Consider the following 17704-nt stretch of genomic DNA (forward strand, 5'->3'; position numbering starts at 1 on the left):
GCGTGGAATGGAGGATGGTCCTGTCCCGGCCGGGCCCCGGATTGGACGCTCCGTCAGTCCGTCCCGGCGGCCGGCGCGATGACCGGGAGGCGCAGGACCAGGCGGGCGCCCGTGGGGGAGGGCTCGGCCGTGAGGGTACCGCGGTGGTGGGCGGCCAGGTCGCGGGCGATGGCCAGGCCGAGGCCGGCGCCGCCGTGGTCGCGGCTGCGGGCGTCGTCGAGACGGGTGAACCGTTCGAAGACCCGCTCCCGGTCGGCGGGCGGGATGCCGGGGCCGTCGTCGCGGACCTCCAGGACCGCGGTCCGCGCGTCCGGCGGGCCCGAGGCGCGCAGCGTGACCTCCACGCCCGCGGCGGCGAACCGCTGGGCGTTGTCCAGCAGGTTGGTCACCACCCGCGTCAGCCACAGCTCGCTGCCCTCCACCACGACCCCGTCCTCGGCGCGGACGCGTACGGGTACCCGGTCGCCCAGCCGCGCGTCCACCGCGTCCCGCACCAGGCCGCCCAGGTCCAGCCGGGCCGACGCGGCCGGCTGCGCCGCGTCGATGCGGGCCAGCAGGAGCAGGTCGGAGCAGAGCCGCTCCAGCCGGTCGGTGTCCTCCAGCGCCCCACTGATCAGTTCCGGCCACAGCTCGGGGTCCCGGACCGCCAGGGCCACCTCCAGCTGGGTGCGCAGCACGGTCAGCGGGCTGCGCAGTTCGTGCGAGGCGTCGGCGATGAACTGGCGCTGCCGGATCCCGGAGGACTCCAGGCGGTCCAGGGTGGTGTTCATCGTCCGGGCCAGCCGGGCCACCTCGTCCCCGGTGGGCGGCACCGGCACCCGGCGGTGCAGGTCGCGGTCGCTGATCTCGGCGACCTCCGCGCGGATCGCCTCGACGGGCCGCAGCGCCCGGCCGATGACCCGCCAGGTCACCAGGGCCACGAGCGCCAGCAGCAGGGGCCCGCCGACGACGAGCGCGGCGGTGGTGGTGTCGTCGGCGGCGTCCACGTCGCGCAGCGAGGTCCCGACGTAGACGGAGACCAGGCCGTCGGGGGTCTGGGTGGTGACCCGGACCACCCGCTGGCGGTGCTCGCCGCCGAGCGGGCGGATCCGCCAGGTGCGGAAGACCGTGCCGGGGCGCTGGGGCCCGGCGGGCTCCAGCGCGGGCAGTCCCGCCAGGTTGGGGGTGGCGCGCAGCACCCGGCCGCGGGCGTTGACCACCTGGACGAAGTCGGCGCCGTGCACGGGCGCCCGCATCCGGTCCAGACGGCCGCCCGCCGCGAGCTGCGCGATGGTTACCGCCTGCTGTTCGGCGTCGCGCTCGGCGTTGCGCAGCATCCCGGACCGGAGCAGCCCGAGCAGCGCGACCGAGGCCAGGGCCAGCGCGACGGCCACCACGGCGACGGCGCCCGCGGTGGCCCGGGCACGGACGGTGGCGGGCCGCAGCCGGCGCAGCAGCGACCGGAGCCGCCCCGGCCACGACCGCACCCGGCGCAGCGGCGTCAGGAGGCGCGGACCGCGCACCGCCCGGAACTCAGCCACCGTCGGCCGCCAGCCGGTACCCGACACCGCGCACGGTCTCCAGGGAGGACCGGCCGAACGGGGCGTCGATCTTCCGGCGCACCGCGCTGACGTGCACCTCGACCACGTTCGGATCACCGTCGAAGGCGCTGTCCCACACCTGTTCGAGGATCTCCCGCTTGGGCACCACCTCGCCGGGCCGCCGGGCCAGGTACTCCAGCACCGCGAACTCCCTCGCGGTCAGCCGTATCTCCGTCTCCCCGCGCGAGCACAGGTGGCGGGCCGGGTCCACCAGCAGGTCGCCCAGCCGCAGCGCCTGCGGGCCGCGCCGGCCCGTGCGCCGGGCCAGCGCGCGCAGCCGGGCGACCAGGACCAGGTAGGAGAAGGGCTTGGAGAGGAAGTCGTCGGCCCCGGTGTCCAGGGCCTCCGCCTCGTCGTACTCGCCGTCCTTCGCGGTGAGCATCAGGATCCCGGACTCGTTGCCGGCCGCGCGCAGCCGGGCGCAGACCCGGTAGCCGTTGAGGCCGGGCAGCATGATGTCGAGCACGATCAGGTCGTAGTCGTGCTCGCAGGCCATCCACAGTCCCTGCGGGCCGTCGTGGGCCACGTCCACCGTGAACCCCTCGGACTGCAGGCCCCGCTGCAGGGCGGCGGCCAGCCGCCGTTCGTCCTCCACCACCAGTACGCGCATGCCGACCAGGGTCTCAGGCCCGGCCGGCGCTTTGCTGAAGAGGTCTTCAGCGGGCTTCAGGTGGGCTTCAGCATCGCCTCGGCAGGCTCTGCGACGAGCCGGGTGCGGTGCCCGGTGGTTTTCCGAGGAGTCCCGCCATGTCTGAGTCTTTCCCGCAGCCCGAGCACACCCCCGAGCCGGAGCCGCAGCCCGAGGCGGCCGGTGACGGCAAGGCTGGGCGCAAGGGCCGCCTGGCCCGCGTGGTGCCCAAGGGCGCCGGCGCGCGCTGGGCGGTGGCCGGCGCGGCCGCCGCGGTGATCGTGGGCGGCGGGGCCGCGGCCGTCGCGGTCGCCGGACACCACCACGGCCACCACGAGGCGATGGCGAAGGACGGCCGCCCGGGCTGGTCCGCGCCCGACCACGAGGGCGGTCACGGCGGCGGGCACGGCGGCGGGCACGGCGCCAAGGACGGGCGTCCCCACCCGAAGCAGCCGAAGGTCCGCGACGGGGCCGACGCCGCGCGCGGGGAGTTCACGCGGAAGGCCCCGGGGGCCCGCGCCCCGCTTCCCGCCCTGCCCATCGACCAGGCCGCGCAGAAGGCGGCCGCGGCCGTCCCCGGCGGCAAGGTCGAGGCCCTGCGGGCGATCCCCCAGCAGGGCGGCGGCAGCGCCTGGCAGGCCGTGGTCCTCGGCCCCGACGGCGTCCGCCACGCGGTGACCCTCTCCGGCACGGACGGCACCCCCACGGCGAACACCCCGCTCGCCAAGGGCTGACCCCGGGCACGGTCCCGGCTCCGGTCACGCTCCGGTTCCGGGCACGGTCACGCTCCGGTTTTGGGGCACGGTCCAGGTTTGGGGCAAGGCCCCGGCCCCGGGGCGCAGGCGTGCCCGGGCCCGCCCGGGGCGGCGTTCAGAGCGCCCCGGGAGCCGCCTCCCGTGGGGGCGCGCAGAATGAAGGGGGCCTCCCTCCGCCGTGCGGGGCGGACGGCCACGCGGCGTGACCCGGGCAGAGGAGGCCACTCGTGCCGTCGGACCAGCCGGGGGGCGCGCGGGCTCCCGGGCCCATCATGTCCGAGCCGGGTCCGCTCCTCGAACAGGTGCCCGTCGCGGTCTTCGGCCTCGACGCGGCCGGCCGGGTCCGGTACTGGGGCCCGGGAGCGGAGGACCTCTTCGGGTACGGGGCCGCCACCGCGCTGTCCCGGCCCGCCGCCGCCCTCTTCCCGGCGCCGCCCGAGGGGCCGGGCCCGGCCGAGCGGCTGGTCGAGCGGGCCCTGGCCCTGGGCTACTGGCGGGCCCGGCTGCCCGCCCTGCACCGTGACGGCACCGTCATGGACTGCGGTTTCCGCGTCTTCCCGGTGACCGGGAGCGCCGACGCCGACGCCGACGCCGACGCCGCCGGCGCCACGGTGGTCATGGCGCTGGCCAGCCGGGGCGAGGAGCTCGACCGGGTGAAGACGAACCTCGCCTTCCTCGACGCCCTCTTCGAGACCTGCCCCATCGGCCTGGTCATGCTGGACGAGGAGCTGCGCTACGTCCACCTCAACCAGGCCCTGGCCGACATGGACGGCATCCCCGTCGCCGACCACCTCGGCCGCGACCCCGCCGAGATCATGATCACCGCCGACGGCGGGGAGTTCCGCAGGATGCTGAGCGCCGTCGCCGACGAGGGCCGCCCACTGGTGGGCGTCCTGGTCGGGATGCGTACGCCCGGCCGTCCCGACGTGGACCAGGTGCGGTCCGTCAGCCTCTTCCCCCTCAGCGGGACGGCCGGCAGCCGGGCCGGGGTGGGCGGTCTGCTGGTCGACGTCACCGACCGGGAACAGGCCCTGCTGGAGGCCACCGCCGCCCGCCGGCGCCTCGCCCTGCTGGACCGGGCCGGCGCCCTCATCGGCACCACCCTGGACGTGGACACCACCGCCCGGGAGCTGGTCGAGGCGGTCATGCCGGACTTCTGCGACGGGTCCGTGGTGGAGATGGTCGAGTGGACGTACCCCTCCGAGGCCTTCGACCCGGACCTTCCCCTTTCCACCCGCAGGATCGCCTCCGGCACCGTCCTGCCGCCCCCGGCCCCCGGACTGCTCGCCGCCCTCGACCGGGTGACCTACCCGCCGGGCTCCGGCATCCACCGGATGCTGAGCACCGGCCGCCCGCTGTGCGTCCGCGTCGACGAGGAGTTCGCGGCCCGGACCGCCGGCCACCGGGACCTCGCCCGCCAGCTCCTCGACAGCGGCGTGGGCTGGGTCGTCATCGCCCCGCTCATCGCCCGGGGCCACGTCCAGGGCATCACCGTCTTCGCCCGCGCCGCCAGCCGCCCCGCCTTCACCGAACAGGACCTCGGCCTCGCGGGCGAACTCGCCTCCCGAGCCGCCCTGTGCCTGGACAACGCCCGCCTCTACAGCCGGGTCCAGGACATCTCCCTCACCCTGCAGCGCGCCCTGCTGCCCACGGCCCCGGACACGACCGCGCAGGTGGACGTCGCCCACCGCTACCTCCCCGGCAGCCGGGCCACCGAGGTCGGCGGCGACTGGTACGACGTGATCGCGCTGCCCGACGGCCGGGTGGCCCTCGTCGTCGGAGACGTCATGGGGCACGGGGTCCCGGCCGCCGCCTCCATGGGCAGACTGCACATCACCGCCCGCGCCCTGGCCCGCCACTGCCCCGACCCCGAGGGGCTGCTCGCCGAACTGGACGCGGCCGCCCAGGACACCGGCATCGAACTGGCCACCTGCCTCTACGTGGTCTACGACCCCCGCACCGGCCGCGCCCGCCTCGCCAACGCCGGCCACCCCCCGCTCCTGGTGCGCCACCCGGACGGCACCGTCGAAACCCTCGGCGACCTCCCCGGAGTCCCGCTCGGGGTCGGCGGCGTCCCCTTTCGCTCCACCCGGGCCGAACTGCCCGACGGGGCGGTCCTCGCGCTGTACACCGACGGGCTCGTCGAGGCGCGCGGCCAGGACATCGACGCGGGCCTCGACGCCCTGCGCACCGAACTGGCGCGGGCCGCCGGACCACTGGAGCAGGAGGCCGACCGGATCCTGGCGGCCCTGCTGCCCGACGGGGCAACGGACGACACCGTCCTCGTCCTCGCCCGCCTCGGCCGTACGCGGGGCGAGGCCCGGGAACCATACGAGGAACCCGGAGTCCGATCTGATCCCGGCCGGTGACTTCCACACCGGCGTGCCGGCTAGCCCTGTTCCAGCAGTCGGGTGGCCATCGCCCGCATCTCCACCTTGCGGATCTTGCCCGTGACCGTCATCGGGAACTCGTCCACCACGTGCACGTACCGCGGGATCTTGAAGTGGGCGAGCCGGCCCTCGCAGTACGCGCGCACGGACTCCGCGGTCAGCGGCTCGGCCCCCTCGCGCATCCGCACCCAGGCCATCAGCTCCTCCCCGTACTTGGCGTCCGGGACCCCGATGACCTGGACGTCCAGGACGTCCGGGTGGGAGTGGAGGAACTCCTCGATCTCACGCGGGTAGAGGTTCTCGCCGCCCCGGATCACCATGTCCTTGATCCGGCCGGTGATGCTCAGGTAGCCGTCCGCGTCCATCACCGCGAGGTCGCCGGTGTGCATCCAGCCCTCCCGGTCCACGGCCTCGGCCGTCTTGTCCGGTTCGCCCCAGTAGCCGATCATCACCGAGTAGCCCCGGGTGCACAGCTCGCCCGGGGTGCCGCGCGGGACGGTCCGGCCGGTCTCCGGGTCGACCACCTTGACCTCCAGGTGCGGTCCCACCCGGCCGACGGTGGACACCCGGCGCTCGACGGAGTCGTCCGCGCGGGTCTGCGTGGAGACCGGCGAGGTCTCCGTCATGCCGTAGCAGATGGACACCTCGGTCATCCCCATCCGCTCGATGACCTCGTTCATCACCTCCACCGGGCACGGCGAGCCCGCCATGATCCCCGTCCGCAGGCTCGACAGGTCGTACCCGTCGAAGCCGGGAGCCGCCAGCTCGGCGATGAACATCGTGGGCACCCCGTACAGCGAGGTGCACGCCTCGGCCTCCACCGCCGCGAGGGTGGCCACCGGGTCGAAGGCCGGCGCCGGGATCACCATCGCCGCGCCGTGGCTCGTACAGGCCAGGGCGCCCATGACCATGCCGAAGCAGTGGTAGAAGGGCACCGGTACGCACACCCGGTCCGCCTCGGTGTAGCCGCACAGCTCGCCCACGAAGAACCCGTTGTTCAGGATGTTGCGGTGGGAGAGGGTGGCGCCCTTGGGGGAGCCCGTGGTGCCCGAGGTGTACTGGATGTTGATCGGGTCGTCCGGGTGCAGGGCCGCCCGGGCCCGTGCCAGCACCGCCGGATCGCCCTGCCGCCCGCGCTCCAGCAGCGATTCCCACTGCGGCCCGTCGAACAGGACCGTGAACTCCAGGTCGGGGCAGCGCGGCCGGACCTCCTCGACCATCCCCGCGTAGTCGGAGGTCCTGAAGCGCTCCGCCGCGACCAGCAGCCGGATCCCGGACTGGTTGAGCACGTACTCCAGCTCGTGCGAGCGGTACGCCGGGTTGACCGTGACCAGGATGGCCCCGATCTTCGCGGTGGCGTACTGCACGAGCGTCCACTCGCCGCGGTTGGGCGCCCAGATGCCGACGCGGTCCCCCTGGACGATCCCGAGGTCCAGCAGGCCGAGGGCCAGGGCGTCGACGTCGGCGGCCAGCTCCCGGTACGTCCACCGGCGGCCCGCGGCCACGTCCACGAGGGCGTCGCGGCCGGGGAAGCTCCGCACGGCGCGGTCGAGGTTGTCCCCGATCGTCTCCTCGAGGAGCGGCACCTCCACACTCCCGGACGCACAACTCGACGCGACGGACACACGTACCTCCTGGGCGGATGGCCGGGACGGCGGCGGGCGCGCCCGGCGGTGGCCCGGCGCCCGCCCATGATCGCGTCCCCGGCCCCGTCCCGCCAGATCCCTGCCGGGGATTCACACTCCCCAGCAATCGAGCGTGCGTTCGAATGGAGGAGTAGGCTGGAACCATGCACGCACTCCAGGGCTCCCTCTTCGACCAGACCGACGAGATCCGGCTCGGCCCCCTCTCGCCGCTGGAGCGCACGGAACTCGGGGCCGGAGCCTGGGTCGACCGCCTCCCCGGCTGGCTGACCGGCGCCGACGCCCTGTTCGAACACCTCGCCGCCGAGGTGCCCTGGCGCGCCGAGCGGCGCCAGATGTACGAGCGCGAGGTGGAGGTGCCCCGGCTACTGGCCTTCTACGGGGCCGGCGACCCCCTCCCGCACCCCGTCCTCACCGAGGCCCGCGAAGCCCTCAGCAGGCACTACGCCCCCGAACTCGGAGAACCGTTCGTCACCGCCGGGCTCTGCCTCTACCGCGACGGCCGCGACAGCGTCGCCTGGCACGGCGACCGGCACGGCCGCTCCGCCACCGAGGACACCCTCGTCGCGATCCTCTCCGTCGGCGACCCCCGCGACCTCGTCCTGCGCCCCCGCGACGGCGGCCCCACCCTGCTGCGCCTCCCCCTCGGCCACGGCGACCTCGTCGTGATGGGCGGCTCCTGCCAGCGCACCATGGAGCACGCCGTCCCCAAGACGGCACGCGCCGTCGGACCCCGCATCAGCGTCCAGTTCCGCACCCGCGGCGTACTGTGAGGCCATGCGCAGCCCTGGGCCGTCTCTTCCGGATCTCGCCCGGCCCGCGCCGCCCGGCACCGATGCACGGCACCGGACGGCGCGGGCTTGACCGGGGTTACCCCCAGCGGTAGCCGGGGCAGCAAGATCCGGAAGAGACGGCCCAGCCCGCTGCGGGACTGGTGGGCCGCCCTCCCACCCGCCGCGGGCGGAGCCGTCATGGCCGCCGGCATCCTGTCCGTCGGTCTGGAGCTGACCGGCCACGGCCTGCTCTCCCTCGCCGCACTGGCCGTCGCCGCAGCCCTCTGGCTCCTGCTGGCCGCCGACTTCGCCGTCCGGCTCACCGCCGACCGGGGCCGTTTCCGGGCCGAGGCCGACACCCCGGCCGCCCTCACCGCCGTCGCCGCCACCACCGTCCTCGGCACCCGTCTCTCCCAGCTCGGCCGCCCGGAAGCGGCCGCCGCCCTGCTGGTCCTGGCCGCCCTGCTCTGGCCCGGGCTGCTGCTGTCCGTCGTACGCCACTGGCGGCGCCGGATGCCCGGCGGGGTCTTCCTGGGCTGCGTCGCCACCCAGGGCCTCGCCGTCCTGTCCGCCGCCCTCGCCACCGCCCACCGCCTCGACTGGCTCGCCCCCGCCGCACTGGCCCTCTTCTGCCTGGGCGTGCTGCTGTACGCCCTCGCCCTGCTGCGCTTCGACTTCCGCGAGGTGCTCGGCGGGGCGGGCGACCACTGGGTCGCGGGCGGCTCCCTCGCCATCACCGCCCTGGCCGCTGCGAAGCTCACCGCCTCGCCCGCGGGGGCCGCCGGCCCGGCGCACACGGTCCTGCGCTCCGCCACCCTGACCGCGCTCGCCCTCTCCCTCCTCTGGTACGCCGTCCTGCTCGCCGCCGAGGTCCGCAGCCCCCGCCCGCGCTACGACATCCGGCGCTGGTCCACCGTCTTCCCCCTCGGGATGACCGCCACCGCCTGTCTCACCGCCGCCCCGGTGACGGGCGTGGCCCCGCTGCGTCCGCTGGGCGAGGTGCTGCTGTGGATCGCGGTCGCCGCCTGCGCCCTGACCTGCGCGGCCTTCCTGCGCTCGCGCCGCCCCGCCCGCCGCCCGCGCTGAGGGGGCCGGCCGTGTCACAGCCCCGCTACAGGCCTGTGACCAGTCGTAATTGAGTACCGGACAGCTCCTCCCGCACGTGAGAATGAGCCATCTCGAACCGGGAGGAACCCATGAGCCAGGACCACCTGACTCTCCATGACCTGCTGCCCGCACAGGCACTGGCGGAAGCCGTCGACGCCGGGTACGTGACCCGCAAGCGGCACCCCGAACTGCCGCTGTCCATCTACACGTACACGCGCACCGCGCAGTACGAGCGGGTCTGGAACCAGGTCACCGTGCGCTGCCGCGGCCTCGTCGCCGACGACGCCACGGGAGCCGTCGTCGCGCTGCCGCTGCCGAAGTTCTTCAACGTCGGCGAGCACGAATCGGGACAGCCGTACGCCCCCGCCCTGCCCGACGAGCCGTTCGAGGTCTACGACAAGGTCGACGGCAGCCTCGCCGTCGTCTTCCACTACGCGGACCGCTGGCACGTCGCCTCCAAGGGCTCCTTCGTCAGCACCCAGGCCTCCTGGGCACAGCGCCGCCTCGACGCCTGCGACACCGCGGCCCTCGTGCCCGGCACCACCTACCTCGCGGAGATCCTGTACCCGCAGAACCGGATCGTCGTCGACTACGGCGACCGCCGGGACCTCGTCCTGCTCGCCGCCTTCGACCTGACCGGCGCCGAGGTGCCGCTCGCCGAGGCCGCCGCCCACTGGGAGGGCATCGGCTCCGTCGTCCGCGCATGGCCCGCCATGCCGCTGCCCGAACTCCTCGCGCTCACCGAGTCGAACACCCTGCCCGGCGGCGCCTCCGCCACCGGCATGGACGCCGAGGGCTTCGTCCTGCGCTTCGCCTCCGGTGTCCGCGCCAAGGCCAAGCTCTCCGAGTACGTACGCCTGCACAAGCTGCTCACCGGCGTCACCGAGCGGGACATCTGGCGCAGCCACGGCATCCAGCGCTTCGCCGGGACCTCCGCCAAGCGCCTGGCCCAGGGCCTCGGCCTGTCGGTCGCCGAGCTCGGCGGCATCCGCTCCCGGGGCGGCCGGCCCCTGGACGCGCTGCTGGAGCAGGTCCCCGACGAGTTCGACACATGGGTGCGCGAGGTGATCGCCCGCCTGGAGGAGGAGTTCGAACGCCGCGAGCGGGCCATCGACGAGGCCTACAAGGAGTTCGAGCACCTGGCGGACGACCGGGCGGCCTTCGCCCGCGCCGTGCGCGAGGTCCGGGACGGCGACCTGCGCGCCGCCATGTTCCTGCGGCTGGACGGCCGCCCCACCGAGCTCGTCACCTGGCGGGCCGTACGGCCCGAGGCGGCCGATCCCTTCACCACCGACGAGGAGAACTGACACCGTGTCCGAAGAGCCCGAACTCCCCGTGGTCCACGTCATGACGGGGTTGCCGGCCTCGGGCAAGACCACCGCCGCACGCGCCCTCCAGGCCGAGGCCGCCGGCCGGATGCGCCGGGTCAACCTCGACGACCTGCGGGCCATGCTCGACGTGCCCGACCCCGAGCGGGGCCGTTCGTACCGGCACGAGCAGACCGTGCTCGCCGTCCAGGACGCGGCGGTGGTCGCGGCCGTCGCGGACGGTTTCGACGTGGTCGTCGACAACACCCATCTGACCTCGCACATCCCCAAGCGGCTCAAGGCGGCCGTGGCGGGCCGGGCCACCTTCGTCGTGCACGACTTCACCGACGTGCCCGTCGAGGAGTGCCTGCGCCGCGACGCCGAGCGGGAGCGGCCGGTGGGCGAGGAGATCATCCGGATCCTGGCCGACAAGCACGCCAAGGCCCGCAAGGGCGGCTGGCGGCTGACCGCCGAGTGGCTGAACGACCAGCCGCAGGTACGGCCGTACGTCGCGGACCCGGCGCTGCCGGACGCGGTGATGTGCGACATCGACGGGACGCTGGCCCTCACCGGGGACCGGGGACCGTACGACTTCTCGCGCTGCGAACTCGACCTGCCGAACGAGCCGGTGCGGCACGCGCTGGCCGCCTTCCGGCGCGGCGGGGACCGGATCGTGCTGCTGTCGGGGCGCGGCGAGGAGCACCGGCCGCAGACCGAGTCCTGGCTGCGCGCGCACGAAGTGCCGTACGACGAGCTGTGGATGCGCGCGGCGGGGGACACGCGGCGCGACGACGTCGTCAAGGCCGAGCTGTTCGACGCGCACGTGCGCGAGCGCTACGCGGTCCGCGTGTCCCTCGACGACCGGGACCGGGTGGTCGCGGTCTGGCGCCGGATGGGCCTGCCCACCTGGCAGGTCAACTACGGGGACTTCTGATCCGGGACCGCGCGCGGGCCGACGTGGTCAGTCGCGGCACCAGCGGACGGGCTTGAGGTCCTTGACGTAGCGGGCCGAGACCCAGTCGTTGTCGTATCCGTCGCGGTCCCTGGTCCCGCGGGCCTTCTTGCGGCCCTCGCCGTCGTTCCCGTCGCTCCAGTCGTCGCCGCGGTCGTCGTCACCGGGGTCGATCAGGTACCACAGGTCGTTCCCGGCGACGTTCTCGCCACGCGTCTTGCACTTCAGGGCGAGGGTCTCGTGCGGGTACACCTTGTACTGGAGGTGCGAGTGGGTGGTCGGCTTGCTGCGCACGCTCAGCGGCCCGCGCGAGACGACCTTCCCCAGGGAGTAGCGGTGCTTGTGGTGGCCGTCCTCGTCGTAGGAGGGGTCGTCGTAGTCGTCCCTCCCGTCCCCGGGAGCGTGGTACCGGGCGGCGCCCTGGGCCGCCGGGCCCTGGTCCGCGACGGCGGCGCCCCCGCCGACCAGGCCGAGCGCCAGGCTTCCGGCGGCCAGGGCGAGGATGGTCCTGGTGGGCTTGGGCATGAGCGGCTCCTCTGGGAAAGACTCCCGCCCGGCCGCGCTGCGCGACGGGGCGCGGCGGCCCGGCGGCCGCCAGGGACGACTATGACCAGGGGGGCTGCGGGGGCTCTTGGCGACGCGCCGCTGTTTAGCCCGAAATGCCCAATCCGTCCCCATGGTGTACGCCCGGACGCGGCCCATGTCGCGACCAAGGTGTGCGCGTGCGGCACGGCCGTCGTCCCGGTGCCCGCCGGGGGCCGGCCGGTAAGTCCAGGACGCGGCGGCGCTTTGTCCATGGGCCTGGGCGTCCGGGGTCCGCAAGCTGGCAGGCCAGTGAGCGGACCGCCGGGCTCCGGAGGGAGTCGTGCGGTCTTCCCGTACGTGTCAGGAAGCGCCGACTCCCGGAGGCCCGATGCGCACCCCCCTCTGGCCGGCCGCAGCCGCGGTCGCCGGTCTCCTCGCCGCCCTCTTCGTACCCGGTCCGGCCGCGGCGTCCCCGGCCGCCGCCGCACCCGTGACGATCACCTCGCCCGAGCTGTCCGTCACCGTGGACCCGGCCTTCCCCCGCGTCGTCGACTACACCCGGCGCGCGACCGGGGACGTGCTCCACGGCAACGAGGACCGCCTGAGCACCGTTCTTGTCAACGGCACCGCGTACACCCCCGAGGTCAGCTCCACGCCCTCCGCCTCCGCCGTGGACTACACGATGGCCTTCTCCGGGGTGACCGTCCGCTCCCGGATCTCGGTGACCGGCGCGGTCGTGGAGTTCCGGGTCACCGCCGTCGAGGACACCCCCGCCCTGCGCGTGCACAGCTTCGAGATCCCGGACCACACCCTCGTCAGCGTCCGCAGCGACCAGCCCGGCGCCGCGCTGGCCACCGCCACCATGCACACCGCCACCACCGGAACCGGAGACACCTTCACCCCGGTCACCGCCTCCACCCCGGTGGACCCCGCCGCCACGACCGTGATGTACGGCCTCCTCAGCACCGGCCGGCTGGCCGCCGCCATCGACTCCAACTCCCTCTACGACAACCCCTCCGGGGGCACCGCCCGCGAGAACGGCCGGATCGGCAAACGGGTGACCGACCACGGCTCCTACCGCCGCGCCGGCCTGTGGAGCGGGGCCTGGCTGTACCGGGCCCAGGGCGCCGCCGACACCGACACCGAACCGCTGCCCTACGTCCGGGTCGCCGTCACCGCCGACCGCAACGCCGACTCCGTGGTCGACTGGCAGGACGCCGCCGTCGCCTACCGGGACATCTGGACCCCGCCCACCGGCTGGCAGGACACCGCCCGCCGGGTCGTCCAGCGCATCCCCTTCAACTTCGCCTCCCAGGCCACCCACCCCTTCGCGCAGACCCTCGACGAGACCAAGCGGGTCAGCCTGGCCACCGACGGCCTCGGCCAGTTCGTCCTGCTGAAGGGCTACGCCTCCGAGGGCCACGACTCGGCGCACATGGACTACAAGAACATCGGTGCCAGACTCGGCGGTGCCGAGGCCCTGAACGCCCTCACCACCGCCGGCCACGCCTGGAACGCGGACTTCGGCGTGCACGTCAACGCCACCGAGGAGTACCCGGTCTCCACCACCTTCGACCCCGCCCACCAGAGCGGCGGCCTCGGCTGGGACTGGCTCGACCAGTCGTACTACGTCGACACCCGCAAGGACGGCCAGTCGGGGGAACGGCTGAAGCGGCTGACGGACCTCAAGGCGGCCGCGCCCGGCCTCGACTTCCTCTACGTCGACGTCTGGTACGGCGACGGCTACGTCTCCCGCAAGCTCCAGCGCGAGGTCGCCGGCCTCGGCCTCCAGCTCGCCACCGAGTTCCCCAACACCCTCACCGAGCAGTCCCTCTGGCACCACTGGGCGGCCGACGTCGGCTACGGCGGAAGCGACCTCAAGGGCGTGAACTCCACCATCGCCCGGTTCATCGCCAACCACGCCAAGGACGACTGGATCGCCCGCCACCCCCTCCTCGGCGGCGCCGAACTCGCCGCCTACGAGGGCTGGCAGGGCAAGACGGACTACCCCGCCTTCCTGAACACCACCTTCGGCACCGACCTGCCGACCAAGTACCTCCAGGAATCCCCCATCGTGAAGTGGACCGCCGACACGGTCACCCTGGAGAACGGGACCACCGTCACCAACGCCGGAGGCACCCGCCGGATCACCACCGGCGGCCGCACCGTCCTCGACGGCTCCGCCTACCTGCTCCCGCGCGACGGGAAGCTCTACCACTGGAACGACGCGGGCGGCCCCACCACCTGGACCCTGCCGGCCGGCTGGCGCGCGCCCACCCTGTACCGGCTCACCGACACCGGCCGACAGCTCGTGGGCCCCCTCGCCGTCGGATCCGGGAACCGGATCACCATCGAGGCCGACGCCCGCACCGCCTACGTGGTCACCGACGGCGCCGCGTCCGCCCGGCCCGAGCCCCGCTGGGGCGAGGGCACCCCGGTCGAGGACCCCTCGTTCACCGCCGGGAACCTCGCGGCCTGGACCGTCACCGGGACCGGAGCCGCCGTCACCCGCAACGACCGCGGGCAGAGCGAGCTCACCTTCGCCCCGCAGACCGCCCCGGCCGTCTCCCAGCAGCTCACCGGCCTGACCCCGGGCACCTACGCGGCCTCCGTCTGGGTCTCCACCCCGGCCGGCCGCGCCGCCACCCTCGCCGTCACCCCGGCGGGCGCCGCGGGCCCCGAGTCCGTGTACGCCGACTCCTCCCCGCTGGTGAACGACCTGGGCGGCAGCGAGAAGAACGGCACCACCATGCAGCGGATGAAGGTGCTCTTCGACGTCCCGGCCGGCCGGTCCACGGCCCTCCTCGCGCTGTCCGCCGCCCCCGGACCCGGCACGGTCCGGCTGGACGACGTACGCGTGGTGCGCTCCGCCCGCACCCCGCTGAACGGGCACACCTACGCCGAGGACTTCGAGAACGTGGACGCCGGCTGGGGCCCCTTCGTCTTCGGCGGCGCCGGCGGGCAGGCCACCGACCCCCGTACGCACATCGCCCAGCGCAACGCCCCCTACACCCAGGCCGGATGGAACGGGAAACTCGTCGACGACGTGATCGGCGGCCGGAACTCCCTCAAATCGCACGAGGAACGCCCCGGCCTGGTCTACCGCACCCTCCCGCAGACCCTCCGGTTCACCCCCGGGCACGCCTACCGGGTCGGCTTCCGCTACGAGAACGGCTTCGCCGGCGACTACCGGTTCATCACCGGCGACGGCTCCGCCGAGAGCGCCACCGCCCTCGGGCAGGCCCGGACGGCCACCGCCTTCACCCGGACGTTCACCGCCGGCTCCGACGCCTGGATCGGCGTCCGCAAGGTCAGCGCCGAGGGCTCCCACAACGAGGCGGACCTCATTCTGGACGACCTCACCGTGGACGACCTCGGCCCGGCCGGAGACGGCGAACTCCTCGTGCCGCGGAACAGGATGAGGGTCAGCGCCGTCGACAGCCAGGAGACGGCGGGGGAGGACGGCAGCGCCGCCAACGTCCTCGACGGCGAGGCCGCCACCATCTGGCACACCCAGTGGTACGCGGCCACCGCACCGATGCCGCACGAGATCACCCTCGACCTCGGCGCCTCCTACCCGGTCTCGGCCCTGCACGTCCTGCCCCGGCAGACGCAGAGCAACGGGCGCATCGCCGACTACCAGGTGTTCACCTCCGTGGACGGGACCACCTGGGGCCCGGCCGCCGCCTCCGGGACCTGGGCGGACGGGACCGGCGTGCAGGACGCGGCCTTCACCCCCCGGGCCGCCCGCTACGTGAGGCTCAGGGCCACGCGGGAGGTGAACGGCAACCCCTGGACCTCGGTCGCCGAACTCGACGTGGGCTACCGGCCCTGAGGCCGCGGCCCCGCTCAGTGGAGCCGGTAGACCTGGCCCGTCTGCGCCCCCTCGACCGACCGCACGTAGGCCGCCGCCGCCCGGGCCGCGGGGACGGCCTCCATCCCGGCGAAGAAGGGACCGTAGGCGGGCAGGGACTCCTCGAGCACCGTCGGGCTCACCACGTTGATCCGCTGCGGCGGCAGCTCGATCGCCGCAGCGCGCACGAAGGCCTCGACCGCGCCGTTCGCCGCCGAGGCGGCCGCCCCGGCCACGATCGGCTGCTCCGCGAGGATGCCGCTGATCAGCGTGAACGAACCGGTCGGGGCCAGGTGCGCGGCCCCCTGGCGGACCAGCTCGATCTGGCTCAGCACCTTGCCGCGCAGCGTCGCCGCGAAGTCGTCGGCGGTCAGCTCGGACAGCGGACGGAACACGGCGTCACCGGCCGCCACCGCCACCGCGTCCAGCGGACCCGCCTGGGCGTACAGGCGGGCCACCTGCTCCGGGTCCGTGACGTCGGCCACCAGGTCACCGCCCGAGCGGCCCACCCCGACCACCTCGTGCCCACGCGCCGCGAGCGCCTTGTGCACCGCGGTGCCCAGCGTGCCGCCCGCGCCCACCAGCAGAATCCTCATCCCGACCTCCAGGGAGCCAAGCCCGGGGGTACCTCCCGCCGGGCACCTCCGACGTTATGGACCGCGCGGCCCGTCCGGAAATGCCGTCTGGGCAGTGACTATGCTCCACAGGCATGGACGATGTGGAACTGCGGCACCTCAGGGCGCTGGACGCGGTCGCCGAAGCGGGCACGATCACCGCCGCGGCCGCCAGCCTGCACATGACACAGCCCGCCCTCTCCCGGACCCTGGCCCAGCTGGAGGCCCGCGTCGGCGTCCGGCTGGTGGACCGGTCGTCGCGGCACCTGGCCCTCACCGGCCCCGGCACCACCCTGCTGGAACACGGCCGCGCCATCCTCTCCCACCTCGACGCCGCCCTCGCCGACACCCGGGCGGAGTCCCGCCCGCTGCGGCTCGGCTACACCTGCGCCGTGCTCGGGCAGCAGACCGTACCGCTGCTGCGCGCCTGGCGCCGCACCCACCCCGGCACCCCGCTCGACGTGGTCCGGCGCGACAACGCCACCGCGGGCCTCGCCACCGGCGAGACCGACGTCGCCGTACTGCGCACCCTCCCCGAGGACCCGCGCATCCGCAGCGAGGCCCTGTACACGGAGGACCGGGTCGCCGCCCTGCCCGACGACCACCCGCTCGCCGGCCGGGACAGCGTCCTGCTGGCGGAACTCACCGCGGGCCCCCCGCTGCCGCTGCCGCTGGCCATGTGGCCCGAGGCCGGCACCGCCTCGCCGGAGCTGTGGCCGCCGCAGGCGCGCCCCGCCCGGACGGTGGAGGTCGGCAACGTCGACGAATGGCTCAACCTGATCGCCACCGGCGGCGCCTTCGGCGTGGCGAGCGCCGGCACCGCCGAGAGCCACGGCCACCCCGGCGTCCGCTTCCTCCCGGTCTCCGACGCCCCGCCGGCCACCGTCTACGTCTCCTACCCCCATCACCCGACGCACCCGGGGACGGCCGAGTTCCTCACGGCGGTCCGGGACACGGTCAGCGGCTGACACCCGCTCCGGCCCCCGGATTTCGCGTTCCCGGGTACGGACGGCCCGCGCGGCGGGCATCCTGCGCCGAGAGGCCCGGGACCACCGGGGGACGACGACGAGAGGCAGGCCGCACGATGACCGGTCGCAAGACCGCCGCAGAGGTGTTCGACGCGCTCGCGGGGCGCTACGAGGAGGCCTTCGGCGCCGTCCCCGCCCAGCGGGAGGCCCTGGACTGGCTGGCCGCGCGGCTGCCCCGCGGCGCCCGCGTGCTCGACGTCGGCAGCGGCACCGGCCGCCCCACCGCCGAGACCCTCGCCCGCGCGGGCTGCGAGGTGACCGGCATCGACGTCTCCCCGGAGATGGTCGCCCTCGCCCGTACCCGGGTCCCCGGCGCCCGCTTCGAACAGGCCGACGTCCGCACCTGGACACCGCCCGGACCCGGCGGCTTCGACGCCGTCTGCGCCTTCTTCCCCCTGCTGATGATGGATCAGCGGGAGGTCGGGGCCTGCCTGGAGCGGATGGCCTCCTGGACGGTACCCGGCGGCTACCTCGTCGTCGCGACCGTCCCGGGCGACATCGACGCCCTCGACATCGAGTTCATGGGCCACGAGGTCACCGTCAGCAGCC

At 74.5% G+C, this 17704-nt stretch carries 14 protein-coding genes; 9 read left to right on the top strand and 5 right to left on the bottom strand.

The window, feature by feature from the left end; all coding sequences use genetic code 11:
- Positions 1 to 53: 53 nt before the first annotated feature.
- Positions 54 to 1424 carry a sensor histidine kinase gene (locus VR44_RS12565; RefSeq protein ID WP_425424499.1) on the bottom strand — a complete coding sequence of 457 codons (1371 nt, stop codon included), beginning with the start codon at positions 1422 to 1424 and terminating at the stop codon, positions 54 to 56.
- An 88-nt stretch (positions 1425 to 1512) separates the two neighbouring features.
- Entirely contained in the window at positions 1513 to 2190 is a 678-nt protein-coding gene (locus VR44_RS12570) for a response regulator transcription factor (protein ID WP_045947541.1), read from the bottom strand.
- 137 nt (positions 2191 to 2327) lie between these two features.
- Here VR44_RS12570 and VR44_RS12575 point away from each other — a divergent pair, with 137 nt between their 5' ends.
- Positions 2328 to 2942: a hypothetical protein gene (locus tag VR44_RS12575; protein ID WP_045947542.1), complete on the top strand. Its 615-nt coding sequence runs from the start codon at positions 2328 to 2330 to the stop codon at positions 2940 to 2942.
- Between the two features lie 293 nt (positions 2943 to 3235).
- Positions 3236 to 5332, top strand: coding sequence for a SpoIIE family protein phosphatase (locus VR44_RS12580; RefSeq protein ID WP_045947553.1), 2097 nt, complete (start codon positions 3236 to 3238; stop codon positions 5330 to 5332).
- Positions 5333 to 5352: 20 nt separating this feature from the next.
- On the opposite strand, the gene VR44_RS12585 is transcribed toward VR44_RS12580, so the two are convergent.
- The gene (locus tag VR44_RS12585) at positions 5353 to 6978 is read right to left on the bottom strand and encodes an AMP-binding protein (protein ID WP_045947543.1); all 1626 of its coding nucleotides are present in this window, start codon (positions 6976 to 6978) and stop codon (positions 5353 to 5355) included.
- 164 nt (positions 6979 to 7142) lie between these two features.
- Here VR44_RS12585 and VR44_RS12590 point away from each other — a divergent pair, with 164 nt between their 5' ends.
- The 4 genes from VR44_RS12590 (at position 7143) to VR44_RS41155 (ending at position 11117) form a co-directional block, all read left to right on the top strand.
- Complete coding sequence (locus VR44_RS12590; RefSeq protein WP_045947544.1) at positions 7143 to 7769, top strand: alpha-ketoglutarate-dependent dioxygenase AlkB; 627 nt, start codon at positions 7143 to 7145, stop codon at positions 7767 to 7769.
- Positions 7770 to 7895: 126 nt separating this feature from the next.
- Positions 7896 to 8855, top strand: coding sequence for an SLAC1 family transporter (locus VR44_RS12595; protein ID WP_052713579.1), 960 nt, complete (start codon positions 7896 to 7898; stop codon positions 8853 to 8855).
- 110 nt (positions 8856 to 8965) lie between these two features.
- Complete coding sequence (locus VR44_RS12600) at positions 8966 to 10183, top strand: RNA ligase (protein WP_045947546.1); 1218 nt, start codon at positions 8966 to 8968, stop codon at positions 10181 to 10183.
- A 4-nt stretch (positions 10184 to 10187) separates the two neighbouring features.
- A complete protein-coding gene (locus VR44_RS41155) occupies positions 10188 to 11117 on the top strand; it encodes a phosphatase domain-containing protein (RefSeq protein WP_245691747.1) in 930 nt (309 codons plus the stop codon).
- 27 nt (positions 11118 to 11144) lie between these two features.
- On the opposite strand, the gene VR44_RS12610 is transcribed toward VR44_RS41155, so the two are convergent.
- On the bottom strand, positions 11145 to 11660 hold the full coding sequence (locus VR44_RS12610; RefSeq protein ID WP_045947547.1) for a hypothetical protein: 516 nt from the start codon (positions 11658 to 11660) through the stop codon (positions 11145 to 11147).
- A gap of 388 nt (positions 11661 to 12048) precedes the next feature.
- Between VR44_RS12610 and VR44_RS12615 the strand changes: the two genes are divergently transcribed.
- The gene (locus VR44_RS12615; RefSeq protein ID WP_045947548.1) at positions 12049 to 15495 is read left to right on the top strand and encodes an endo-alpha-N-acetylgalactosaminidase family protein; all 3447 of its coding nucleotides are present in this window, start codon (positions 12049 to 12051) and stop codon (positions 15493 to 15495) included.
- Between the two features lie 14 nt (positions 15496 to 15509).
- Here VR44_RS12615 and VR44_RS12620 read toward each other — a convergent pair whose 3' ends face one another.
- Positions 15510 to 16109 (bottom strand): short chain dehydrogenase, encoded by a 600-nt coding sequence (locus tag VR44_RS12620; RefSeq protein WP_045947549.1) that lies wholly within the window; start codon positions 16107 to 16109, stop codon positions 15510 to 15512.
- A 113-nt stretch (positions 16110 to 16222) separates the two neighbouring features.
- Here VR44_RS12620 and VR44_RS12625 point away from each other — a divergent pair, with 113 nt between their 5' ends.
- Both VR44_RS12625 and VR44_RS12630 read left to right on the top strand, forming a co-directional pair.
- Positions 16223 to 17095, top strand: coding sequence for a LysR family transcriptional regulator (locus tag VR44_RS12625; protein WP_045947550.1), 873 nt, complete (start codon positions 16223 to 16225; stop codon positions 17093 to 17095).
- 116 nt (positions 17096 to 17211) lie between these two features.
- The coding region (locus VR44_RS12630; protein WP_045947551.1) for a class I SAM-dependent methyltransferase at positions 17212 to 17704 on the top strand (493 nt) is incomplete at its 3' end.

It is taken from the genome of Streptomyces katrae (assembly GCF_000966975.1).
Classification (GTDB): Bacteria; Actinomycetota; Actinomycetes; order Streptomycetales; family Streptomycetaceae; genus Streptomyces; species Streptomyces katrae.

Excerpts from the sequence above, each read along its gene's own strand:
- VR44_RS12570 (WP_045947541.1), bottom strand. The coding sequence starts at position 2,190 with ATGCGCGTACTGGTGGTGGAGGACGAACGGCGGCTGGCCGCCGCCCTG.
- VR44_RS12590 (WP_045947544.1), top strand. The coding sequence starts at position 7,143 with ATGCACGCACTCCAGGGCTCCCTCTTCGACCAGACCGACGAGATCCGG.
- VR44_RS12615 (WP_045947548.1), top strand. The coding sequence starts at position 12,049 with ATGCGCACCCCCCTCTGGCCGGCCGCAGCCGCGGTCGCCGGTCTCCTC.
- VR44_RS12580 (WP_045947553.1), top strand. The coding sequence starts at position 3,236 with ATGTCCGAGCCGGGTCCGCTCCTCGAACAGGTGCCCGTCGCGGTCTTC.
- VR44_RS12625 (WP_045947550.1), top strand. The coding sequence starts at position 16,223 with ATGGACGATGTGGAACTGCGGCACCTCAGGGCGCTGGACGCGGTCGCC.
- VR44_RS12620 (WP_045947549.1), bottom strand. The coding sequence starts at position 16,109 with ATGAGGATTCTGCTGGTGGGCGCGGGCGGCACGCTGGGCACCGCGGTG.
- VR44_RS12575 (WP_045947542.1), top strand. The coding sequence starts at position 2,328 with ATGTCTGAGTCTTTCCCGCAGCCCGAGCACACCCCCGAGCCGGAGCCG.
- VR44_RS12610 (WP_045947547.1), bottom strand. The coding sequence starts at position 11,660 with ATGCCCAAGCCCACCAGGACCATCCTCGCCCTGGCCGCCGGAAGCCTG.
- VR44_RS12600 (WP_045947546.1), top strand. The coding sequence starts at position 8,966 with ATGAGCCAGGACCACCTGACTCTCCATGACCTGCTGCCCGCACAGGCA.